The organism is Synechococcus sp. A10-1-5-1 (genome assembly GCF_023115425.1).
Taxonomy (GTDB): Bacteria; Cyanobacteriota; Cyanobacteriia; order PCC-6307; family Cyanobiaceae; genus Vulcanococcus.
In genome coordinates, this window is record NZ_CP096032.1 from 936,371 (window position 1) to 959,020 (window position 22,650).

At 60.4% G+C, this 22,650-nt stretch carries 23 protein-coding genes, 1 tRNA gene and 1 other RNA gene; 17 read left to right on the forward strand and 8 right to left on the reverse strand.

The window, feature by feature from the left end:
* Positions 1-13 precede the first annotated feature (13 nt).
* Positions 14-86 (forward strand) — tRNA-His (locus MY494_RS05045).
* 67 nt (positions 87-153) lie between these two features.
* On the opposite strand, the gene MY494_RS05050 is transcribed toward MY494_RS05045, so the two are convergent.
* Positions 154-1,215, reverse strand: a complete 1,062-nt coding sequence (locus MY494_RS05050) for a DUF1611 domain-containing protein (RefSeq protein WP_247911640.1) — start codon at positions 1,213-1,215, stop codon at positions 154-156.
* Complete coding sequence (locus MY494_RS05055) at positions 1,215-2,270, reverse strand: dipeptide epimerase (protein ID WP_247911641.1); 1,056 nt, start codon at positions 2,268-2,270, stop codon at positions 1,215-1,217. The genes MY494_RS05050 and MY494_RS05055 overlap by 1 nt, the downstream gene beginning before the upstream one ends.
* 70 nt (positions 2,271-2,340) lie before the next feature.
* On the opposite strand from MY494_RS05055, the gene miaB reads away from it, so the two are divergent.
* The 5 genes from miaB (at position 2,341) to ftsZ (ending at position 7,385) form a co-directional block, all read left to right on the forward strand.
* Positions 2,341-3,735, forward strand: a complete 1,395-nt coding sequence (gene miaB, locus MY494_RS05060) for a tRNA (N6-isopentenyl adenosine(37)-C2)-methylthiotransferase MiaB (RefSeq protein ID WP_247911642.1) — start codon at positions 2,341-2,343, stop codon at positions 3,733-3,735.
* 53 nt (positions 3,736-3,788) lie between these two features.
* Positions 3,789-4,883, forward strand: coding sequence for a D-alanine--D-alanine ligase family protein (locus MY494_RS05065; protein ID WP_247911643.1), 1,095 nt, complete (start codon positions 3,789-3,791; stop codon positions 4,881-4,883).
* Entirely contained in the window at positions 4,880-5,290 is a 411-nt protein-coding gene (locus MY494_RS05070; RefSeq protein ID WP_247911644.1) for a hypothetical protein, read from the forward strand. The genes MY494_RS05065 and MY494_RS05070 overlap by 4 nt, the downstream gene beginning before the upstream one ends.
* A complete protein-coding gene (locus MY494_RS05075) occupies positions 5,287-6,138 on the forward strand; it encodes a cell division protein FtsQ/DivIB (RefSeq protein WP_247911645.1) in 852 nt (283 codons plus the stop codon). Before MY494_RS05070 ends, MY494_RS05075 begins: the two co-directional genes overlap by 4 nt.
* A 137-nt stretch (positions 6,139-6,275) precedes the next feature.
* The gene (ftsZ, locus tag MY494_RS05080) at positions 6,276-7,385 is read left to right on the forward strand and encodes a cell division protein FtsZ (protein WP_247911646.1); all 1,110 of its coding nucleotides are present in this window, start codon (positions 6,276-6,278) and stop codon (positions 7,383-7,385) included.
* A gap of 59 nt (positions 7,386-7,444) precedes the next feature.
* Here ftsZ and ffs read toward each other — a convergent pair.
* Positions 7,445-7,541: signal recognition particle sRNA small type (ffs, locus tag MY494_RS05085), an RNA gene on the reverse strand.
* A gap of 44 nt (positions 7,542-7,585) precedes the next feature.
* On the opposite strand from ffs, the gene panB reads away from it, so the two are divergent.
* On the forward strand, positions 7,586-8,422 hold the full coding sequence (panB, locus tag MY494_RS05090) for a 3-methyl-2-oxobutanoate hydroxymethyltransferase (RefSeq protein WP_247911647.1): 837 nt from the start codon (positions 7,586-7,588) through the stop codon (positions 8,420-8,422).
* On the opposite strand, the gene hemW is transcribed toward panB, so the two are convergent.
* A complete protein-coding gene (hemW, locus tag MY494_RS05095; protein WP_247911648.1) occupies positions 8,325-9,608 on the reverse strand; it encodes a radical SAM family heme chaperone HemW in 1,284 nt (427 codons plus the stop codon). The genes panB and hemW overlap by 98 nt on opposite strands.
* Between hemW and MY494_RS05100 the strand changes: the two genes are divergently transcribed.
* Genes MY494_RS05100 through cbiB form a run of 5 tightly spaced genes read left to right on the forward strand, consistent with a single transcriptional unit; the run spans position 9,607 to position 14,236 of the window.
* The gene (locus MY494_RS05100; protein ID WP_247911649.1) at positions 9,607-10,794 is read left to right on the forward strand and encodes a PIN/TRAM domain-containing protein; all 1,188 of its coding nucleotides are present in this window, start codon (positions 9,607-9,609) and stop codon (positions 10,792-10,794) included. The two genes, hemW and MY494_RS05100, sit on opposite strands and share 2 nt — an antisense overlap.
* A 32-nt stretch (positions 10,795-10,826) precedes the next feature.
* The gene (locus tag MY494_RS05105) at positions 10,827-11,504 is read left to right on the forward strand and encodes an ATP-dependent Clp protease proteolytic subunit (RefSeq protein ID WP_247911650.1); all 678 of its coding nucleotides are present in this window, start codon (positions 10,827-10,829) and stop codon (positions 11,502-11,504) included.
* Between the two features lie 36 nt (positions 11,505-11,540).
* Positions 11,541-12,143, forward strand: coding sequence for an ATP-dependent Clp protease proteolytic subunit (locus tag MY494_RS05110; protein ID WP_247911651.1), 603 nt, complete (start codon positions 11,541-11,543; stop codon positions 12,141-12,143).
* Positions 12,144-12,203: 60 nt separating this feature from the next.
* On the forward strand, positions 12,204-13,199 hold the full coding sequence (gene ilvC, locus MY494_RS05115) for a ketol-acid reductoisomerase (protein ID WP_247911965.1): 996 nt from the start codon (positions 12,204-12,206) through the stop codon (positions 13,197-13,199).
* A gap of 11 nt (positions 13,200-13,210) precedes the next feature.
* Positions 13,211-14,236, forward strand: a complete 1,026-nt coding sequence (gene cbiB, locus MY494_RS05120; protein WP_247911652.1) for an adenosylcobinamide-phosphate synthase CbiB — start codon at positions 13,211-13,213, stop codon at positions 14,234-14,236.
* On the opposite strand, the gene MY494_RS05125 is transcribed toward cbiB, so the two are convergent.
* Positions 14,210-14,893, reverse strand: a complete 684-nt coding sequence (locus tag MY494_RS05125; protein ID WP_247911653.1) for a sugar transferase — start codon at positions 14,891-14,893, stop codon at positions 14,210-14,212. The genes cbiB and MY494_RS05125 overlap by 27 nt on opposite strands.
* A 76-nt stretch (positions 14,894-14,969) precedes the next feature.
* Positions 14,970-16,166: a glycosyltransferase gene (locus tag MY494_RS05130; protein WP_247911654.1), complete on the reverse strand. Its 1,197-nt coding sequence runs from the start codon at positions 16,164-16,166 to the stop codon at positions 14,970-14,972.
* A 115-nt stretch (positions 16,167-16,281) separates the two neighbouring features.
* On the opposite strand from MY494_RS05130, the gene MY494_RS05135 reads away from it, so the two are divergent.
* Positions 16,282-16,524: a hypothetical protein gene (locus MY494_RS05135; RefSeq protein WP_185186007.1), complete on the forward strand. Its 243-nt coding sequence runs from the start codon at positions 16,282-16,284 to the stop codon at positions 16,522-16,524.
* 189 nt (positions 16,525-16,713) lie between these two features.
* Here the strand turns inward: MY494_RS05135 and MY494_RS05140 are convergent, their stop codons facing one another.
* Positions 16,714-16,920 carry a DUF1651 domain-containing protein gene (locus MY494_RS05140; protein WP_247911655.1) on the reverse strand — a complete coding sequence of 69 codons (207 nt, stop codon included), beginning with the start codon at positions 16,918-16,920 and terminating at the stop codon, positions 16,714-16,716.
* 103 nt (positions 16,921-17,023) lie between these two features.
* On the opposite strand from MY494_RS05140, the gene MY494_RS05145 reads away from it, so the two are divergent.
* Positions 17,024-19,954 carry a DEAD/DEAH box helicase gene (locus tag MY494_RS05145; RefSeq protein WP_247911656.1) on the forward strand — a complete coding sequence of 977 codons (2,931 nt, stop codon included), beginning with the start codon at positions 17,024-17,026 and terminating at the stop codon, positions 19,952-19,954.
* Between the two features lie 74 nt (positions 19,955-20,028).
* Here MY494_RS05145 and MY494_RS05150 read toward each other — a convergent pair whose 3' ends face one another.
* Positions 20,029-20,298, reverse strand: a complete 270-nt coding sequence (locus MY494_RS05150) for a DUF1651 domain-containing protein (RefSeq protein WP_371820684.1) — start codon at positions 20,296-20,298, stop codon at positions 20,029-20,031.
* 163 nt (positions 20,299-20,461) lie between these two features.
* Here MY494_RS05150 and MY494_RS05155 point away from each other — a divergent pair, with 163 nt between their 5' ends.
* From MY494_RS05155 to MY494_RS05165, 3 genes are all read left to right on the forward strand, one after another.
* A complete protein-coding gene (locus MY494_RS05155) occupies positions 20,462-21,043 on the forward strand; it encodes a recombinase family protein (RefSeq protein ID WP_247911657.1) in 582 nt (193 codons plus the stop codon).
* A gap of 750 nt (positions 21,044-21,793) precedes the next feature.
* Positions 21,794-22,075: a hypothetical protein gene (locus MY494_RS05160; RefSeq protein WP_247911658.1), complete on the forward strand. Its 282-nt coding sequence runs from the start codon at positions 21,794-21,796 to the stop codon at positions 22,073-22,075.
* A gap of 139 nt (positions 22,076-22,214) precedes the next feature.
* Positions 22,215-22,640, forward strand: coding sequence for a hypothetical protein (locus MY494_RS05165; protein WP_247911659.1), 426 nt, complete (start codon positions 22,215-22,217; stop codon positions 22,638-22,640).
* Positions 22,641-22,650: the final 10 nt, after the last annotated feature.

Here is a 22,650-nt window from a genome sequence, read left to right on the forward strand (position 1 = left end):
TTCGCACGCCCTGGCGGGCGTAGCCAAGTGGTTAAGGCACCGGGTTGTGGTCCCGGCATTCGGGGGTTCAAGTCCCCTCGCTCGCCCCTTCCAGAATCCCCTGATTCTCTCTGAGGATCAGGGGATTCGCCCTATTTGGAGCAAAGTGCGGCATTAGCCCAGGGCCTCCAGCAGCTCAAAGGGTCCTTGACGCACGGGATCCCAGACCGGCAAGCCTGTCAGCGCCTGCAAAGAAGAGCGTTCCTGCTCAGCCTGGTCCTCACTCAAGAGGGCAGTGTTCAGGCAGATCGCTCGCACCTTGGGACGCCATCCATCGGGGCGCGCCAAGGCGGCCAGGGCCTCATTGGCCGCAATCACCTCTGGCAACGGCGGAATTGCCACCAAAGCGGCACCGGGACGGGTGCGGACATGGGTCTGTCCGGCCCTGTGCACCAACAGCAGGGCCGTGGGTTGGCTGCCGCGCATCAAAGGCAGGGTGGCCGTCGAGCCCGGATGACAGAGGGACCCTTGCCCTTCCACCAAAACCAAGGTGTCGGCCGTGGCCCCTTCAGCAGCCTTGAGCACCGCCGCTTCCACCGCACCGGCGGCGTAGTCGACGCGCACAGCATCCAGGGCCACACCTTGGCCACTGATCAAAATCCCTGCCTGGCCGGTGCCGACAAAGCGCACGTCCCGGCCCTGCTGCAGCCCGCAGTGCTGCAGTTCAAAGCAGGCGCTCATCTTGCCAACGGCCATATCTGAGCCGACCGCCAGCACACGCCGGCCGGGCAAGGCGGCGCAACGGGCTGTCGCCACCTCAAGATCCGCTGGCTCATGGCGCAGATCCCAAATCCACTGGCCTGGAGCCAAGGGAATCGCCGCGAACTCCGGGTCATCCGCCAGGCGACTGTGCAAACCACTGGCCAGGCTCAGCCCAGCCCGCAGGGCCTGGACCACATCGCCCCGCATCTCCATGGGCAGCCGTCCACCGGAGGGCGCCAACCCAACCACCGCCACCTCGGGGCCGTAGGGCAATGCCGTCTCCAAATTCGCCAGCACGGGAACGGAGCGCTGAATCCCGGTGACCGCCTCGAGGGACTCCCCGGCGTGGTCCGGGTCCACCACCGCCACGATCGGACCGGAGCGATACCGGAGCATCGCCAACCCGGTTTTGCCAGAGAGGTTGTCGAGCCCGCCGTGCTGCAAAAGCACCACTGGACGCTCAGTCGACAGCATCAGCCCACCTCCTGGACGCCCAGGCCCGGGCGATCCGCCGGAACGAGCCGATCCCCCTGGCGATCGGGCCCAGAGAAGGGGTCATCCACCAGGTTGAGGTGGCTATCGAGATCAGGCCACTGCACCAGGGGCAGCAGTTGAGCCGCACCACTATTCAGCAATCCGCCATCGGAATAGCAACCGAGCATCACCTTCAAACCCAAGCGATGGGCCGTGCGGGCCATGAGCAGGCCCTCGCTCAGACCACCGGATTTCACCAACTTGATGTTGATGCCATCCACATGGGGAGCCAGGCGCAGCAGATCGCTCAGGTCCCAGCAGCTCTCATCGGCCACCAGAGGAACGGACGCCAGTCCATGCAGCGCCGCAAATCCAGCCCGGTCGGCCTCGGGGTCCTCCAGGGGCGGCAAGGGCTGCTCCACCAACACCACGCCCTGATCCGCCAGCCAGGGGATCATCTGGTGGGCGCCCTCGAGGTCCCAGCCCCCATTGGCATCGATCTGCAGTTCATCGCCAGGACGTAGGGCCGCCTTCACCCCTTCCACCAACTGCCGGTCATGGGCCAGGCCATCGGGGGAGCCCAACTTCAGCTTTACCCGCGTAGCCGGCAGCTGCTGCCGCCAACGCTCCAGCCGCGCCAACACCGCCGCAAGCGATCCCAAACCCAGGGTGACGCTGGTGGCCACACAGGCCGCGGGATCCAAGCCCCAAAGCCGATGCAGCGGCTGTCCCAGGCGCTGTCCCCACCAGTCGTGCAGGGCCAGATCCAAACCGCAGCGGGCCGGTGGGCTCAGCCCAGCCAGTAGGGGCTCCAGGGCTTGCAGAGGCTGGGGCTCGAGGGAATCCAGCCGTGGCACCAGGGCCTCGAGTTCCGCTGCAACCGCGTTGGTCTCGTAGTGGCGGTGCCCCGTATCAAAGCCACCGGTCTCGCCGCGGCCGGTGATGCCGCCATGGTCCAGCTCCAGCAGCAGGTGCTCAACAGCAGAGGTCGTGCCGCGGCTGATGGCCAAGGGCACCGCTTTGCTGAGGCGAAAACGGCTCAGACGGAGGCGCATCGAGACACGGCTTCTCCTTCAAGCTGGCACGGATCGAACCGCCGCGCCGCCCATACCGGAAACTGGAGTCATGACGGCGACACAACTGAGTGCTCCCCAGGCCCCTGAGGCCACAACGGGACGCGGCAGCTACTGGATCACCACCTTCGGCTGCCAGATGAACAAGGCGGATTCCGAGCGGATGGCCGGGATCCTCGAATCCATGGGTTACAGCGAGGCCACGGCTGAGCTGGAGGCCGATCTGGTCCTCTACAACACCTGCACGATCCGCGATAACGCTGAGCAGAAGGTCTACAGCTATCTGGGCCGCCAAGCCCAGCGCAAACGCACCAACCCCAACCTCACCTTGGTCGTGGCCGGCTGCGTCGCCCAGCAGGAAGGCGAATCCCTGCTGCGCCGAGTGCCAGAACTGGACCTGGTGATGGGGCCGCAGCACGCCAATCGACTCGATGTCCTGCTGAACCAGGTGGAGCAAGGCCAACAGGTGGTGGCCACCGAGGAGCACCACATCCTTGAGGACATCACCACCGCCCGCCGCGACAGCAGCATCTGCGGCTGGGTCAACGTGATCTATGGCTGCAACGAGCGCTGCACCTACTGCGTAGTGCCCTCGGTGCGGGGCAAGGAGCAATCGCGCTTACCCGAGGCGATCAAGCTCGAGATGGAAGGACTGGCAGCCCAGGGCTTTAAGGAGATCACCCTGCTCGGGCAAAACATCGATGCCTACGGCCGCGACCTGCCAGGGATCACGCCGGAAGGCCGCCGGCAACACACCCTCACGGATCTCCTCCACACCGTCCATGACGTCGAGGGGATTGAACGCATTCGCTTCGCCACCAGCCACCCCCGCTATTTCACCGAGCGGCTGATCGACGCCTGCGCGGATCTGCCCAAGGTCTGCGAGCACTTCCACGTCCCCTTTCAAAGCGGAGACGACGATGTCCTCAAGGCCATGGCCAGGGGCTACACCGTCGAGCGCTACCGCCGCATCATCGACCGCATCCGCGATCGCATGCCCGACGCCTCCATCAGTGCCGATGTGATCGTGGCCTTCCCTGGGGAAAGCGACGCCCAGTACCGCCGCACCCTGGATTTGATCGACGAGATCGGCTTTGACCAGGTGAACACCGCCGCCTATTCGCCCCGTCCAAACACCCCAGCAGCCGACTGGCCTAACCAGTTGAGCGAAGAGGTGAAAGTGCAACGCCTCCAGGAGATCAACGCCCTGGTGGAGCGCAAGGCCAAGGAGCGCAGCGCCCGCTACGCCGGCCGCACGGAGCAGGTGCTGGTGGAGGGTGTGAACCCCAAGCAGGCCGATCAGGTGATGGGGCGAACCCGCACCAACCGCCTGACCTTCTTCCCCGCCGCCCACGCCGCTGGTGGGCAGTGGCAAGCCGGCGATCTCGTGGATGTGCGCATCGAGGACGTGCGGGCCTTCTCCCTCAGCGGAGTAGCCCTGTCCTGACGCTGGCTAAGCGCGAAATCACTGATACGTTTGGCCCCTGACCTGACGCCTCTATGACCACCGAAGCCATCAACTTGGGTTTGGTCTTTGGGGGTGTCTCGGGCGAGCATGCGGTCTCGATTCGCTCGGCCAGCACCGTCGCCACGGCCCTGCGCTCCGGGGCCAATGCAGAGCGCTATCGGCTGGACTGCTTCTACATCGACCAATGGGGACACTGGTGGCCGCCGGCGGTGGCTGATGCCGTCCTAGCCAAAGGCACCCCAGCTACGCGCAGCGAACTGCCGGCGGCGCCGCTCAGGCCTGGTTTTCAAGGGTTCCCCGAAGGTGCGCTCGACATTGAGCTCTGGGTTCCCGTGTTGCACGGCCCCAACGGGGAAGACGGAACGATCCAAGGCCTGTTCAGCCTGATGCAGGTGCCCTTTGTGGGCTCAGGGGTCCTGGGTTCCGCTGTGGGGATGGACAAACAGGCGATGAAGGCCGCCTTTGCCGCTGCCGGATTGCCCCAGGTGCCCTACGCCTGCGTCGCGGCCAGCGAACTCGAGGACCGGCCCGAGGCCCTGGCACTGCAGCTGGAGACGCAGCTGGGCTACCCCTGCTTCATCAAGCCCGCCAACCTCGGATCTTCCGTCGGCATCAGCAAAGCCAACAACCGCGCTGAGCTGCTGCAGGGCCTAGCCCTAGCGGCCCAGCACGACCCCCGCATGGTGGTGGAACAGGGCATCCAAGCCCGAGAACTGGAATGCGCCGTCCTGGGCGGGCAGCAGATGCGCGCCTCGGTGCTCGGAGAGATTTGTTTTGACGCTGATTGGTACGACTACGACACCAAATACAGCGACGGCAAAAGCCACACCGTGATCCCCGCTGACGTGCCCGAGGCCCTCAGTGAGCGGGCCAGGACCATGGCCATCGCCGCCTGCCGGGCCGTGGGTGCTTCCGGACTAGCCCGGGTGGACTTCTTTTATGAGGAAGCCAGCGGGGCGCTGTGGTTGAACGAGATCAACACCCTGCCCGGCTTCACCAGCCAAAGCATGTATCCGATGCTCTGGGCCAAGACAGGGTTACCGCTTGAAGAGTTGGTGCACGAATTGGTGCAGCTGGCGCAAGAATCAGCGCAGCCCCGTCAATCCAGGAGGACCGAAGCGGCATGAGTCACGGTCTGATCTGGCTCCCTCTGCTGGTGATCTTTCCCCTGATCACCGCCCTCGGCTGGTTGGAACGCCGCCGCCAGAATCTCTTTCGCACCTGGGCTGAGGGGGCCGAGCTCTCCAAGCTCGATGACTGCGGAGGCGCCCGCCTGATCGACGGAACCATCGCCTGGAGCGTCTTTGAGTCCGGGAAGCTCAACGAGATCGGTCGTTTTGAGGTCAAAGGCCTCGATCAGGTCGACCTCTTGGCCCTGGGTTCCGGCGAAGCCCCCCTCACCGAGGAAGCGCAGGGGGCCTGCCGGCTTCGGCTGATGGGGGGAGGCCGCCAGGCGGATGTTCCCTTTGCCGATGCCGAGCGCGCCCGCCGCTGGCGGGATCAACTGATGTCCCGCTCCCGCTGCGAATTGTGAGCACGGCCTCCTCGCGCTCAGGCCAAGCCCTTGAGCGCAGACGCCAGCTGCGGCAGGAACGGCGGCAAGAGCGTTGGAAGCAGATCTGGCGGATTGCGGTCCTCGCTGGGAGTGCAGGGGTCTTGGGATGGGGCCTGCTGAAGCAGGGCTGGGTCGTGCGCGACCCCGAGCAGATCGAAGTCCTGGGAAGTCGCCAGGTCAGCCGAGCCCAGGTGATCCGAGAGGGGAACCTGCAACTACCCATGCCACTGCTCACCCTCCAACCCAAGCAACTGGCCCAACGCCTCTCGGCGGGACTTCCGGTGGAGCAGGTCCAGGTGAACCGCCTGATGCTTCCGCCTCGACTACAGATCGCCCTGGTGGACAGGGAAGCGGTCGCCCAGGCCCAACGCCGCAGCCGTAAGGGCTTCGAGATGGGCTACGTCGATCGACTCGGCAACTGGATGACGCGCCGTCAGCAACTCGCGGGCGCCCCCGCCGCCGCACCAACGGTCATGGTCCTGGGCTGGCAAGACCGCCTACGCCCAGCCTTGGCTCGGGTCTTGGCGGAGCGGGATGCCCTGGGCAGCCCCCTGCTGCAGGTGCGCTTTGAAGCCAACGGCAGCCTCTGGCTGCGGACCGCAGCCCTCGGGGATATCCACCTGGGCCCCAACGACGACAAGTTGGCCAAGCGCCTGGATGTCCTGCGCCACCTCTCCACAGAACTGCCCGGCCAGATCCGCAACCTGAAACTTCAGTCAATTGACCTCAGCGATCCGGATCAACCTGAACTAGGCCTTCCCGCCAAGGCCAAACCGAAACCACCAGAAGCCAAAGCCGCGCCCCAAACTGCAGCCCGCAACCCCTAGAGCCAGCGGCAAAACCCGTAAACGGTGACAGGGCATTGCGCTAAAGCCCTTGGACAGCAAAGGTATGCCGAACTAAGCCTGTGATCGGCAGGATCAACGACATAATGCAGCGAAGCACCAACGGCACTGCACCTGCTATGGAGATCGCACCCGAGGGCCTCAGTGCCGTCACCAGCAATGGCTCGGCGGGGATCGTGCCTAGTCAGTCCGCACGGATTGAGGTGATCGGCGTGGGCGGCGGCGGCAGCAATGCCGTTGGTCGGATGATCCTCTCGGATCTCGATGGCGTTGGATATCGCGTACTCAATACCGATGCGCAGGCCCTGCTTCAATCCGCAGCCAAGCAGCGGGTTCAGCTCGGGCAGAAGCTGACCCGCGGCCTTGGGGCAGGCGGCAACCCGGCCATCGGTCAGAAAGCAGCCGAAGAATCCCGCACCGACTTGGCCCAGACCCTCCAGGGTGCTGACCTGGTCTTCATCGCTGCAGGCATGGGTGGCGGCACCGGCACTGGTGCTGCTCCGGTCGTTGCAGAAGTTGCCAAGGAGTGCGGCGCCCTGACCGTGGGCATCGTCACCAAGCCCTTCGGCTTTGAAGGTCGCCGCCGCATGCGTCAGGCCGAGGAGGGCATCGCCCGCCTCTCCGAGCACGTGGACACCTTGATTGTGATTCCGAACGATCGGCTGCGGGAAGCCATCGCTGGCGCTCCGTTGCAGGACGCCTTCCGCGCCGCTGACGACGTCCTCCGGATGGGCGTGAAGGGCATCACCGACATCATCACCAAGCCCGGCCTGGTGAATGTGGACTTCGCCGACGTCCGCTCGGTCATGAACGATGCCGGCACGGCCCTACTGGGTCTGGGCGTTGGTTCCGGCCGCTCCCGCGCCAGCGAAGCCGCACAGGCCGCCATCAATAGCCCGCTGCTCGAGTCCGCCCGGATCGACGGTGCCAAGGGCTGCGTGATCAACATCAGCGGCGGCAAGGACATGACCCTCGAGGACATGACCACCGCCTCCGAGGTGATCTACGACGTGGTCGACCCCGAGGCCAACATCATTGTTGGTGCCGTGGTGGACGAGAAGCTGGAAGGCGAGATCCACGTCACGGTCATCGCCACGGGCTTCGAAGGCGGCGGTGCCTATCGCCCAGAGCGCCCCTTGAACAGCTTCGTGGCCGGCGACAGCGCTGAAGGCGACCTGCCCGGAGCAGCCATCCCCTCCTTCCTGCTCAACCGTCAAAACAACAACTGAGCGCGGGACTCAACCCAAGCAAAAGGGGCCCTACGGGCCCCTTTTTTGTGGCTCAATTGGGTGACCCGGAGTCCACGCCTGCCAAGAGCATCCCGTGTGGCTGCTCCCTTCCGGTCCTGACCAGATTTGGGCGTCCGGGCCGCATGGGTCCGAGTCGGTCGGATGCTAGCAATGAGCCCCATCCATCCGGTGATCGCCAGGTGCGACCTGCTGATCTGCTCACGTGCAAGCAGGAGGGCCGGCCAATCGCCGTCCTCACGGCCTGGGATGCGCTCTCCGCGGCCCTGGTGGAGGACGCAGGGGCAGACGCGATCCTGGTGGGTGACTCCCTGGCCATGGTCGTCCTGGGGCACGCCACCACCCTTCCGGTCACCCTGGAGGAGATGGTGATGCACACCCGGGCCGTTGGCCGCGGGCTGCAGCGCCCCGCCAATCAGCAGCCGCTGATCATCACGGATCTGCCATTCCTCAGCTACCAGTGCGGCGTGGACCAAGCCGTGGCCGCCGCCGGGCAAGTGCTGAAGAACAGCCCTGCATCCGCCGTGAAGCTGGAAGGCGGGGAACCGGAGACCTTGGCGGTTGTCGATCGCCTCGTGCGCTCCGGCATCCCGGTGATGGGCCACCTGGGGCTCACCCCCCAGTCGGTGCATCGCCTGGGCTATCGCCGCCAAGCGAACGACCCCATCAGCCAAGAGCGCCTGAAGCGCTGCGCCCGCGACCTGCAAGCCGCCGGTTGCTTTTCCCTGGTGCTTGAGCATGTCCCCGCTGAATTGGCCAGGGCCCTGAGCCAGGAGCTCACGATCCCCGTCATTGGCATCGGCGCTGGAGAGCAGTGCGATGGCCAGGTGCGCGTCACCGCCGATTTATTGGGGCTAACAGCCAAACAACCGCCCTTCTGCCCTCCCCTGATCCAGGGCCGCGCCCTCTGCGTTGAAGCTCTCAGGGGCTGGGTGGGTGCTCTGCAACCTGCTCCTCCCACCACGCCAGCCACTCCCGCAGGACCGCATTACTCAGAGCCAAGCCCTCTGGATCACTGAGACGCCAGCGACCGCCCTCACGGCGGAGCAGGCCACGCTCGAGATAAGGCTGCCAGCGGCGCTTCAGCTCCGCCTGATCCAACCCAGCCAACAGCGGCGAGAGCATCACACCCTCCCGCCGGCGGAGGCCGACCATCACCCGCTCATCGATGGGCATGGGCTGGGGTTCGGGGCCCTCGACTGGGTCACGCTGCAGCCATGCGGCGTAGCCCTCACGGGTGCGGGGCCGCGGTTGGCGCTCGCCCCAAGGGGCCGCTGTCGCCCCCATCCCGAATCCCCACCAGCCGGCACCACTCCAATAGACGCGGTTGTGGCGTGAGGCGTGGCCGGGCTGGGCGTAGTTCGAGATCTCGTAGTGGCCAAACCCTGCAGCGGCCAAGGTTCCAGCCGTGAGCTCCATCAAATCGGCGGCGAGGTCCTCCAGGGGCAGCTGGAGTTGCCCGTTGGACTCCAGCCGCTCAAACACCGTTCCCGGTTCAACGATCAGGTCATAGACCGAGAGGTGGGGTGGATCGAGCGCGAGGGCCTGCTGCAGCTGCTGCTGCCAGTGCTGGGCCGTGGCTCCCGGCAGCCCCTGGATCAGATCCAAGCTCCAACTCACCAGCTCACCTTGAGCCCGGGCAGCCTGCAGCCAGGCGGCCGCCTCCACGAGATCAGCACGGCGGTGCCGCCGCCCGAGGCGCTCGAGCACCTGATCATCGAAACTCTGACCACCGAGGCTGACCCGATTGACCCCGGCCTGGAGATAGCCCTGCAGGCGCGTCTGATCAAAGCTGGCGGGATCGAGCTCCAGGCTGATCTCGGCACCGGGCGCCAAGCCATAGCGGTTCCTCAGGCTCCGAAGCAGAACCTGGAGTTGCTCGGCCGTGAGCATCGAGGGGGTGCCGCCCCCCACATAGACGGTTGAGAGGGGCGGTCCGGGGGGTGAGGCCGCGATTTCCGCCGTGATCAGCTCCAGGTAGGCCTCAATCGAGCGGCTGCCGGATTGCCCTGCTCCGCCACCGGCCCGATCCCCCAGCGGCACCACCGGGAAGTCGCAATAGAAGCAGCGCCGATGGCAAAACGGGATGTGTAGGTAGGCACTGCGCGGCGGCCGGCGAGCTGAAGGCCGGTTACCTCCCTGGGCCAAACCCGCCGCAATAGGGCATGCTGCTTCCGAGCGACTGGCAGCCACAGCACCCGCCATGGTGGACACCCTCATCCTGGTGCTGTTCGTGGTCTCCGGAGCCGCCGCGGGCTGGCTCGGGGTGGATCTGCTGCCGGAGCAACAGTTGATCCGCATCGAGAACATTGAGCAGCTGAGCTGGATCCTCGGCGGCGGCGGTGCCCTCGCAGGCCTATTGGCGGGGGTGGTGTTCCAGCGGCTACGGCGCCGGCTGATGGAGCAGGTGCGCACCATGCCCACCGATCTGCTGGTGAGCCGAGCCGTGGGCTTGATCCTGGGCCTGCTCGTGGCCAATCTGCTGATCTCGCCGATCCTGTTCCTCTCCCTTCCCTGGGAGCTGGTGCTGGTGAAACCCCTGGCAGCCATCGCCGCCAACGTCTTCTTTGGCGTCTCGGGCTACAACCTCGCCGAGGTCCACGGCCGCACACTGCTGCGCCTGTTCAACCCCAACAGCACCGAAGCCCTGCTGGTGGCCGACGGGGTGCTGATGCCCGCCAGCGCCAAGATCCTCGATACGAGCGTGATCATCGATGGCCGCATCCGCGGCCTCTTGGATTCGGGGCTGCTGGAGGGACAGGTGATCGTGGCCCAGGCGGTGATCGATGAACTGCAGGCCCTGGCTGACTCCTCCAACACCGAAAAGCGCGGCAAGGGGCGGCGCGGGTTAAAGCTGCTGAGCAATCTGCGCGAGCGCTACGGGCGCCGCCTGGTGGTCAACACCACCCGCTACGAAGGCAACGGTGTCGACGACAAGCTGCTAAAGCTGACGGCAGACACCGGCGGCACCCTGCTCACGGCCGACTACAACCTCGCCAAAGTTGGCGAAGTGCAAGAGCTGAAGGTCATGAACCTCAGCGAACTGGTCATTGCCCTTCGGCCAGAAGTGCAGCCCGGCGATGAGCTCAGCATCAAGGTCGTCCGCGATGGCAAGGAATCCCATCAAGGGGTGGGTTACCTCGAGGACGGGACCATGGTGGTCGTCGATGGCGGCCACGGCCTCAGCGGTGAGCGCCTGCAGGTGACCGTCACCGGAGCCCTGCAGACCCCGACCGGTCGGATGGTCTTCGCCAAGCGCGATGGCTGGGAGGGGAATGAGAGCTCAGGCCCCACTCCTCCGAAGGGAAGCGGTAACAACGCACGCAATCGCAGCAAGTCCAACGGCAAACGCGGCGAGAAAGGCGATCAGGACCCCGCCAACCCCCGCTAGGCTCCGGCTTCATGCCAGCAGTGGATCCGCGGATGTCGGTGTCAGCCCCCTACTACGGCGATTCGGCCGTGATGCGCACCCCACCGCCCGACCTTCCCTCCCTTTTGCTGAAGGAGCGGATCGTCTACTTGGGTTTGCCCCTCTTCAGCGATGACGATGCCAAGCGTCAGATGGGCATCGATGTCACCGAGCTGATCATTGCCCAGCTCCTTTATCTGGAGTTCGACAACCCCGAGAAGCCGATTTTCTTCTACATCAACTCCACGGGCACCAGCTGGTACTCGGGCGATGCCATCGGCTTTGAAACCGAGGCCTTCGCCATCGCCGACACGATCCGCTACGTGAAGCCCCCGGTGCACACCATCTGCATCGGTCAGGCCATGGGCACCGCCGCGATGATCCTGAGCGCAGGCACCAAGGGCCATCGGGCCGCCCTGCCCCACGCCTCGATCGTGCTCCACCAGCCCCGCAGCGGTGCACGCGGCCAAGCCAGCGACATCCAAATCCGGGCCCAGGAGGTGCTGCACAACAAGCGCACCATGCTCGAGATGCTCGCGGCCAACACCGGCAAGAGCACCGAAGAACTCTCCAAGGCCTCCGATCGGATGACCTACCTGACCGCCGAGCAAGCGGTGGACTTCGGGCTGATTGACCGGGTCCTGACAAGCCAAAAAGACCTGCCCTCACCCGTGCCAGGCGGCATCGGCTGATCCCTCTTTCCCCGTCCTTCACTCACCCGACCAGCCATGCCCATCGGTACCCCGAGCGTTCCTTACCGCCTCCCCGGCAGCCAATACGAGCGTTGGGTTGACATCTACACGCGCCTTGGCGTTGAGCGGATCCTCTTCCTCGGCTCTGAGGTCAACGACGCCATTGCCAACAGCCTGGTGGCGCAAATGCTGTACCTCGACTCCGAGGACAACAGCAAGCCGATCTACCTGTACATCAACTCGCCCGGTGGCTCGGTGACCGCGGGTCTGGCGATCTACGACACGATCCAATACATCAAGAGTGACGTGGTGACCATCTGCGTGGGCCTGGCGGCCTCGATGGGCGCCTTCCTGCTGGGCGCCGGTACCAAGGGCAAGCGCCTGGCTCTGCCCCACAGCCGGATCATGATTCACCAACCCCTGGGCGGCACGAGCCAGCGCCAGGCCAGTGACATCGAGATCGAGGCGCGCGAGATCCTGCGCATGAAGGACATGCTCAACAACAACATGGCGGGCATGACGGGCCAACCGGTCGAGAAGATCGAGAAGGACACCGACCGGGACTACTTCATGAGCGCCGAGGAGGCCATGAACTACGGCCTGATCGACCGGGTGATCGCCCACCCCAACGAAGCCTGAGGGAGCTGACCGGCGCTTTCGTAAGCTCGATCCTTGCTTAGCGCTGAACCGAAGCCCCTGATGGCCAAGCTGTACTACGACACCGATGCCGACCTCAGCCTGCTGAACGGCAAAACGGTGGCCATCATTGGCTACGGCTCCCAAGGCCACGCCCACGCCCTGAACCTCAAGGACAGCGGTGTGAACGTGGTGGTGGGCCTCTACGAAGGCAGCCGCTCCGCCGAGAAGGCCAAGGCAGATGGCCTGGAAGTCCTGAGCGTCAGCGACGCCTCCGCCAAGGCGGACTGGATCATGGTGCTGCTGCCCGATGAGACCCAGAAGGCCGTCTACGACGCCGAAATCGCCCCCCACCTCAGCGCCGGCAAAGTGCTGAGCTTTGCCCACGGCTTCAACGTCCGCTTCGAGCTGATCAAGCCCCCCGCTGACGTCGACGTCGTGATGATCGCCCCCAAGGGCCCCGGTCACACCGTCCGTTGGGAGTACCAGAACGGCCAGGGCGTCCCTGCTCTGTTCGCCATCCACCAGGACGCATCCGGCAACGCCCGTGGCCTGGCCATGGCCTACGCCAAAGGCATCGGCGGCACCCGCGCCGGCATCCTGGAGACCAACTTCAAGGAAGAGACCGAGACCGACCTCTTCGGTGAGCAGGCCGTGCTCTGCGGCGGCCTCTCCGAGCTGGTCAAGGCGGGCTTTGAGACCCTCGTGGAAGCGGGCTACCAGCCCGAGCTGGCCTACTTCGAGTGCCTGCACGAGGTAAAGCTGATCGTTGACCTGATGGTCAAGGGCGGCCTGACCGCCATGCGCGACTCCATCTCCAACACCGCCGAGTACGGCGACTACGTCAGCGGTCCCCGCCTGATCACCGCCGAGACCAAGGCCGAAATGAAGCGCATCCTGGGCGACATCCAGGACGGCACCTTCGCCCGCAACTTCGTGGCCGAATGCGAAGCCGGCAAGCCTGAAATGAAGAAGATCCGCGACCGCGACAGCCAGCACCCGATCGAGAAAGTCGGCAAGGGCCTGCGTTCGATGTTCTCCTGGCTGAAGGCCGCCTGATTCAGGTCTTGTTGCTTCCAGGCGGGGTGGATTCCTTCTCGGGGATCCACCCCTTTTTATTGGTCCTGGCTGCGGCCGGACTCGATCGCTGGATCGGGGACCCGCGCTGGTGCCTGCACCCGGTCGTGGTGATGGGCTGGTGGATCACCCAACTGCGGGGCTTCGCGGAGCGCTGGTTCAGCCACTCCCCCCTCGGCCTGCGGCTAGCGGGCTGCTGCATCACCCTGTTATTGGTGCTGGGCAGCGGCGGCTGCGGTTGGTGGCTTGAGCAACGCAGCCGTGATCTGCCCTGGGTTCTGGGGTGGCCTCTGCTGCTGGTCGCCTTGGCCAGTGCCCTGGCCGGCCGGAGCCTGGAGCAGGCGGTTCAGGCCGTCCTGGAGGCCCTGAAAAACGAGACCGAGCTCGGGCCTGCGCGCCAGGCCTTGAGCTGGATCGTCGGCCGAGACACCCAGGACTTGAGCCGCCAAGAGATCCTGCGGGCCGCCGCGGAGACCGCCAGCGAGAACGCTATTGATGGTCTGTTCGCGCCGCTGTTCTGGATGCTGATCGGAGCGGCGCTCTGGCCATACGGCGGGCCGGGTCCTTTGGCCCTGGCCTGGGGATTCAAAGCCGCGAGCACCCTCGATTCCATGCTCGGCTACCGCCGCGGAACCCTGCGTTGGCTCGGGACCGCCGGGGCCAGGCTCGATGATCTATTGGTCTGGTTGCCCTGCCGGCTCGTCACCTTCAACCTGCCGTTCGTGCAGTCGAGCACCGCCCGACGGGCCCTGCCCCTGGCGCGGCGGGCCCTGCTGGAGGGCAAGCCCGACCCCTCACCCAACGCTGGGGTCTCCCAGGCGATCTATGCCCAGTGCCTGGGGATTCAACTGGGGGGCGTCAATCGCTACGGCGACCAGAGCACCTGCAAACCGCTGCTGGCTGCCGGGGCTCAGGCTCCCGAGCCAGCCGATGTCGAACGCCTCCTCGCCTTAAGTCGCCGTCTTGAGGGCCTCTGGCTGCTGGCGGCCCTCTTAGTAGGCGCCGCGGTCCATCGGTAGGAGGACCACACCAATCGTGCGCAGGACGATGCCCAGGTCGAGCCAGAAGTTGCGGTTACGCGCGTAGAAGAGATCGAGCTTGACCCGGGTCTCGTAGGGCAGGTTGTTGCGGCCGGAGACCTGCCAGAGGCCGGTCAATCCAGGGCGAACCGCCAGGACTTCATCCATGGTGCGGCCGTAGCGCTCCAGTTCATCCCAGACGATCGGGCGGGGACCCACCACGCTCATCTCGCCCTTGAGGACATTGATGAATTGAGGAAGCTCATCGAGGCTGGAGCGGCGCAGGAAACGGCCGATCGGCGTGATACGGGGATCATTTTTGAGCTTGAAGTCCCGCTCGAATTCAGCCCGCAGGACCGGATCGGAGGCCAAGACCGCCGCCAAGACACGATCAGCGTCCTTGCGCATCGTGCGGAACTTCAGGCAGCCAAAGCCCCTGTAACCGCGGCCGATGCGGCGCTGGCAATAGAAGACCGATCCCTTGGAGCTGAGCTTGACCACCAGGGCCAGCAGCAACAGCAGCGGGGAGCCCAAGATCAGCACCAACAGCGAAAAGCTGATGTCACCGACGCGTTTGACAATGCGTCCGCGCTTGGATTGAGCCCTCAGCCAAGAGCTGGCCGTGGATTCAGCGGGAATCGAGTCAACAGCGGACAAACGGCGAAGCGGTTGGTCAGTTTCCAGTTGTCATTAAAGAAGTCAAGTGTTCGCAGCGAAACCCCGTTGCAGTCACTCAAGACATAGGCACAGGCAAGGCTCGGCTGCGCTCCTGGCGAGCCCGTTGATGCCGGTTCCAGCTGTGCTCAATCACCGCCTCCATGCGTGCGCGGAAGCGCGCTGGGCTGAAGCCCTCTGCCCATTGCCTGAGCCGTTCGGCAGGGAGTTGCTGCCAAAGCCGCTGCTGCTCAAAGCACTCCAGTGCCGCCACCAGCGAGGCCACCTGCTGATCCGGGAAGAGCAGGCCGGTGGGCTGGCGATCGCCCCGTTGGATGCAGCGAACGGTATCCAGCAAGCCTCCCTGCCCTAAGGCAATCACCGGAGCCCCCGCCGCCATGGCCTCCACCGGGGCTATGCCGAAGTCCTCAAGCCCGGCGTAGACGTAGGCGCGGCAACGGCTCAACCAGTTGTTGACATCGTCCTGGGGAAGGCGACCGAGCAGGCGGACATTGGGGCCAGCCATGGCCTGCAGGCGAGCACGCTCGGGGCCGTCTCCAATCACCACCAAGGGAAGACCAGTGCGGTTGAAGGCCTCCACCACAAGATCCACCCGCTTGTAGGGGACCAGCCTGCAGAGACAGAGGTAGATGTCATCGCGGGGCTGATCCCAGCGGAAGCGGTCCACCTCAACCGGGGGGTGAACGACCGTGGACTCACGGCCCCAATAGCGGCGGATACGCGAGGCGGTGAAGCGGGAGTTGGCCAACAACTGATCCGGGCGCTGACCACTCAGGACATCCCATTGGCGCAGTTGATGCAGCTGCGCACGAATCAGGGGGCCCAGCCCGCGCCGTGCCAGGGCTGACTGGCGCAGGTAGGCGTGCATCTGATCCCAGGCGTAGCGCACGGGAGTGTGGACGTAGCTCAGATGGCATTGGTCCGGGCCGGTCAGGACGCCTTTGGCCACCAGGTGGCTGCTGCTGAGAACCAGGGGATAGCCCGTCAGATCCAACTGCTCGATCGCCATGGGCAGCAGCGGCAGGTACTGCTGGACATGGCTCACGCCAAAGGGCAGGCGCTGGACAAAGGAGCTGGTGATCGAGCGACCCTGCAGCCAGCTGCCGCGGCGACGGCTCTCCCCATCCACCAGGGCAAAGAGCTGGGGCTGCTGCAGCAGGGCATCCAACTCCTGGACCACCAGTTCCGAGCCCCCCACCGACCGGGGGGTGAACCACTCGTGCACCAGGGCGATCGGCCCGATTCCAGCAAGCATGGGCCGCAGCCTAAGGGCGTTCTCTTGAAGTTTGATTGCCCATCAGTCACGAAACCTGTCAGCTGATTGCCGTCAGAGAGCGAACTCTGAATGCTGAGAGGACTGTTCCTGAGCCATGGCCATCCGCGAGCTGCTGGAAGACGAGCTGAAGACTCCCTCCATTGGCACAACCGATTGCTTTAGCTGGCACGCCACCTCGGTTGGCATTGCGGCGCTCTGGACTGCCGGTCAAGCGCCGACTCCACCGCCCTACGACAACGCCCTCAAAGAAGGACTCGAGGTCGGACTCGATCTCAGCCGGGAAGAACGGGAATTCCACCAGGTCAGCCAAGGGCTGGTACTGGTCTTCCACAGCTGATCAAAAGCAACGGAGAGGGTGGGATTCCGTTTCGAGGACAGACCCCTGCTCTCGCAGTCATTCCTAACGAAGGGCTCGTCCAGAGATCCAGTTCCAACAACACATCCCACAACACATTCGTAGGATTACCTGGGACTTCCTGAACCCCGATTCGGACACCATCTGGGACAGAAAACGATTTCGAGTCGTTCAACAGACCCCTACCCAGGAATCACCCGCAGAAGGTCCCCAGACAGCAGGAACCTGCTTCCACCCCTTACGCATCAGGTCCTTCCACATCCCCTCTGCTTGCTCCCTGCGGACGTGCTGACGGGTCTTAAACAGAACAGGAGACCCACATGGGCATGAGGTGCCATTGAGGACCCTGCGGCAGAGGAGGGGGGGGTCTATGACCACCTCAGAGCAGTGGTCTGGGTGCTCAGAGACCCCTTAAACCAAGCAGCAATGAACTGGAGAACCCCTTCAGGACTGAGATAATGACCTCATCAGGTCGATAGCAGTGGCATCCTTCGACGAGTTCTACGAGTCCCTGCCAGAAGACAGCAATAAGAGGGGTGAGTATTTCGAGAAGGTCTTCGTTCCCTGGTTCTTAAGGACAGACCCTGAATGGTCTTCACAGGTCCAGCAGGTCTGGTTGTGGGATGACTACCCCCACAGGTGGGGAAAGGATTGCGGAATCGATCTGGTCTATGAGGACACTCAGGGAAAACACTGGGCAGTTCAGAGCAAGTGCGTCTCCCATGATCGGGAAATCTCAAAAGCAGAGATCGACAGTTTCCTGAGTGAGTCAAGTGACTCCAGGATTCATGGACGACTGCTGATCGCATCAACCGATGGCATCGGCAAATACGCACAGCAGGTCATCGACAGACAGGAGAAGCAGGTCGTCTGCTTCCTCCTGGAGCACTTCAAGCATTCAGCAGTCGAGTTCCCCTCCAAACCAGAAGACCTCTCAACGGGTCAGAGGAAGGAGAAACGCACACCACGTCCTCACCAGCAAGAGGCAATCAAGAACGTCGTAGAGGGTTTCCAGAAGGAGGACAGGGGACAACTCCTGATGGCATGCGGGACAGGCAAGACCTTGACCTCTCTGTGGATCATGGAAGCACTGAATGCCAAACGCACTCTGGTTCTTGTGCCCTCATTGGGTCTGTTGTCTCAGACCCTGAGGGAGTGGACAGCAACCAGCAAGGAAGAGTTCAACTGGATCTGTGTCTGCTCCGACAAGTCAGTTGCAAAGCAGGACAAGACCACTGACAGCATGATCGAACGTGTCAGTGGTCTTGGTGTTCCTGTCACCAGTGATCCAAAGGACATCCAAGACTTTCTTGAAAAGGAAGAAGGTGGAGTGGTCTTCTCGACTTATCAGTCTTCAGAGTTAGTTACAGAGTCGCAAAAGAATCCAGCAACACCTGGGTTTGACATCACGTTTGCAGACGAAGCACATCGATGCACAGGAAAGATCTCAAGTGCTTTTGCTTGCGTCCTAGATAGTGAACGAATCAGATCTGACAAACGACTTTTCATGACTGCCACTCCAAGAGTGCTGTCGAAACAAATCAAGAAAAAAGCAGATGACGAGAATATTGATCTGGCATGCATGGATGACGTCTCGCAATTCGGAGAAATTTTCCATCAACTGAATTTCTCAGAGGCAATCCACAAGGAATTACTGAGTGACTACAAGGTGGTCATCGTTGGTGTGGACGACCCAACAGTCGAAGCAAAGATTCTCCACAGAGAAATCGTCCAGACAGAAAATGAGTTAGAGATCGATACCGAAACACTTGCCAATCACATTGCTCTCGCAAAGGCAATAAAAGACTACGACCTTAGTCGATTAATCACCTTCCACAGTCGAGTCAAATCGGCAAAGAAGTTCTCTGAAGACCACCCGTCTATCCAAGAATGGATGCCAGAAGACTCAAAGACCTCAAAAATATTAATTTGCTCTCATGCCTCAGGAGAAATGCCAACCAAGAGTCGAAATCTTGCGATCAACAAGTTAAGGCACATTAATGACAACGAAGTAGGGATCCTGACAAACGCAAGATGCCTATCAGAGGGTGTAGATGTCCCAACTCTGGATGGGATTGTCTTCATGGATCCCAAGAGGAGTCAGGTAGACATCATTCAGGCATTGGGTCGGGCAATCAGAAAGAGCATAAACAAAACAGACGGATACATAATCCTACCTGTCTACCTAGGGGATACCAAAAATATCGAGGAAAGTATTCTCCAGAGTCGTTTCCAAGAAATCTGGAAAATCATTCTCGCACTGAAGTCACAAGACGATTCACTTCGTGTGGAATTAGATCAGTTAAGAGTAGAACTAGGAAGAAACAATTACTCAAAAAAACCAATTCAAGGACCAATGAAAATTATTTTTGATTTGCCATCCAGGGTTTCGACAAGTTTCTCCGACTCAATATCAACACTCCTCGTTCAGGAAACAACTGAGAATTGGTTAGAGAAATATGGAAATCTAGTTCAGCACATGGAAGACAATGAGAATTCAATACCTGAAAGAAGTCATCACACACTTGGTCCTTGGTGCAATACTCAAAGAAATTGGTATAAACAAGGAATTCTTACCCCAGAAAGGATCCAACTTTTAGAATCAATCAATGGTTGGAACTGGGATCCCCGTGAAGAGCAATGGACACTCATGCTTGACAAATTCCGAGAATTCAACAAACCAGACAATGCACTTTCAACAGACGAGATCAAAAAAGTAAAAACCTGGATCGGAGAACAAAGAACCTCATACAAAAGAAACAAAATACCAAAATACCGAATAGCACTGCTTGAAGAGATTGACGGATGGGAATGGGATTCTTTGAGTGCAGAATGGGAAAAAAAGTTTGCAAGACTTGCGGAATATGTAGAAATCAACGGTCACGCAAGAGTGCCAAGGTCGCATCCAGAACTGGGCACTTTCGTCGAGGTGAACAGGAGAAACTATAGAATCAACAAAATCGAACCAAAAAGAAAGCAACGTCTTGAAAGTCTAAACGGATGGGTCTGGAACAAGAAAGAAGAAGTCTGGGAAGAAACATATACAGAATTAAAAAACTACCTTAATGCTGACAAAGACAATTACCCATCTCCTTCACACCAAACTCTAGGGAGATGGATCTCTGCGCAAAGAACTGCTTATAGGAAAGGCAATCTATCTCAAAAGAGAGTTAAAAAATTAGAGACAATAGAAAAATGGTGCTGGGACGACAACGGACGCAAGGAGGAAGATTGGATGAACCGTTTTACATCTCTAAAAAATCACCTCAAAAAGAATCCAAATTCAACACCAAACATGGGCATCGAAGAACATGCTCAATGGATCAGATCACAGAAAAGAATGAAAAAGGAAAACAAATTATCCGAATCAAAAATCAATTTATTGGAGTCATTAAGAGACTGGAAGTGGTAAGGATAGGACTAGTCATTGTCCCTAGATCTCGAATCAATAACCACTGGTGGTAGAGCACTGGCAGAGAAACACCCTCAAGGTTCTGCGTCAGGTCCCCAGACAGCAGGAACCTGCTTCCACCCACGACGCACTAAGTCCTTCCACATCCCCACTGCTTGCTCCTTGCGGACGTGCTGACGGGTCTTAAGCAGTGCTGGTGATCCATCGGGCATCTCCCGTCCCATATCCACGAAAACCCTGGGGTCACGCAACCAACTCTTTTCATCCCTGTGGAACCTGTACGTCCATCCATCGGACGGGTTCTTCAACCATCCATCTCCCATTATCACCCTCCACCAATACATGCGTATTAGTCCTAGCAAGGGATTGGTGTTCAGAAACCCTTGAGTTGGTCCGACAAAGCAAAAAGAACGGTCAGACCACGAAAAGGGAGCAGATATGCGTTCGGAAACACCGTTCGGTTGATTTCGTGTATAGTGCTCTAGAAAGACACACTCTTTCCGAACGATGGGACGGAAAATCGGATACGGGAGGACATCCACAACCCATCAGAAGCAGGGTTTGGATGCCCAGGTCCAAGAACTGAAGGACGCAGGATGCGAAGAGGTCTTCTCTGAACGGGTCAGCAGCACCACGACCCTGGACAAGAGGCACCAACTCCGTGCGTGTCTGTCTGTCCTCCGCAAAGGGGACATCCTTGTCGTCTCCAAGTTGGACCGACTGGGCAGGTCCCAGGTCGAAGTCATCAACCGTCTGAACGAACTCCAGCAGCAGGGGATCCATGTCAAAACTCTGGATGGACTAATCGACACCCAGGCACTTGGAAAGATGGCACCCCTCGTCGTGGGTCTCCTGACGGGTCTTTCAGAGGTGGAGAGGTCTCTCATCCAGGAACGCAGCAGAGAGTCCGTAGAGCACCGCAGAAGGACGGGAGGCAACCTCGGAGGCAGACCTAAGACCAGCAGCAAGAAGGAGACCCTTGTGCTGCGTCTGAGGAGGGAAGGGGAGTCCTACCGATCCATCAAGGAACAGACGGGTCTTGCCCTCGCAACCATCACCCGAATCGTCAAAGAACAGGAGGTCGCATGACGGTCGTCAAAATCCAGTGGGAAGACCAACACGGCAACTGGCAGCACTACGGCACCTACCACCACGAAGCATCCACAAGGAAGTTTGCCCAGCAACTTGCCAAGAGAACTGGCAAGAGATACCGACTAGTCGATGCGGACGGTCGTCTTCTCGATCTGGCATATCCATAATAAATAGAACTGATTGACACCTCTTCTGATAATGAATAGACCACCAGACCCGAGTGCTGGTGGTCTTTTTTGTGCCTCCCAAAAACCTGTGACCACATTTATGCTATTTCCGCATAACCCAAATAAAGACCTGGTTTTACATGGTTCCGTGCAAAGTTAAGTCCGCACAGTATCAGCACTAATACTTGACAAGATATCTTTTTCCAAGTAGAATAACTTTGTCAAGGTTGAAGATAAGCAACAGGTACTTTAGAGGTTATTTGAGTAGAGGTGAAAACTTTTATGCATAGTTTGTCAGGTTTAAACGGGAATGGTTGAGTTCCATAGAGACCCAGCAGAAACCCACCAGAACCAAACACACAAAGCAAACATAATGAGATTGGTTCCGAAGGAACCAAACACCGAAGGTGTTTCAATCAATATCCTTTAAGTGAATCCAGAATGAAATCAGCAACAGTCCAGCAAGAAAGAATGTCCCTGACCTTCACCAAGAAGGACACCTGGATCAAGAATGAGATCGAGAGAGAAATCGAACTCAACCCATACTGGTCTAAAACTGGTTATGTGAAGAATGCTTTGATTGAGCATTTCAGAAACAAGAAGAATGGAAGCAACAGGACCCACTCTTTCAGTTGACCACGGTCGCAAGACAGCACTCAAAGAGAAACTTGAATACATCAAAGAGAGACGCAGACGCATCGAACCCTTCTGCGACCCTCTGCTTGTGGACTACGATCCCGACCTTGCCAAGTTAAAACTTGAACTCGACAAGCAGGTTCAAGATCTCTATGTCAAGATCCACAATCAAGAGTATTCGTCGTTCAGTAAAAGCATTGATTTTATTTTAGGAGTAGACAGATGATTAACATCAATATTGATGGGGCAGAAAAAGAAGCACTGAGATTGCTCTGCCAGAAGAACAACGTTAGACCAAAAGAACTTCTGGAGTACCTCATCAACGATGCCTACAACAGAACGAACCGTGCGAAAACAAAACTCCTATGACATACGACGAACTCAACCAGACCAATCCATACAACTACTTCCCCACTGGTAACAGTGCCAAATTTGAGTTGCCCGAAGATAAGGTCACCAAGTTCCGTCGTCTTTGGAAGAAGCACAACCCAAAGAAGAAGCAGGACGATTTCACTGCCAATGAACCCGTGTCAATGCCACCCACCGAAACCGACAAGATGATTGTGGTGGGGGGTCCTGTCGGAGAAAGCAGCACAGAGAGGTTCAGGCACCTTGCTGGGATTGCTTTCTCCATTTGGCAGCAATCCCACCTGAACGAACGAAAAAGCACCAGGAAGGGGAAGACCCGCAATCCTGGTGCCGTTCAGCAGGGTGCCAGAGAGAAGAAGATCGCAGACCTGCGTCGATCTACTGGCAAGGGTAAAGACGAACTATGGAGTGGTCTCGATTAAGGATCGACTA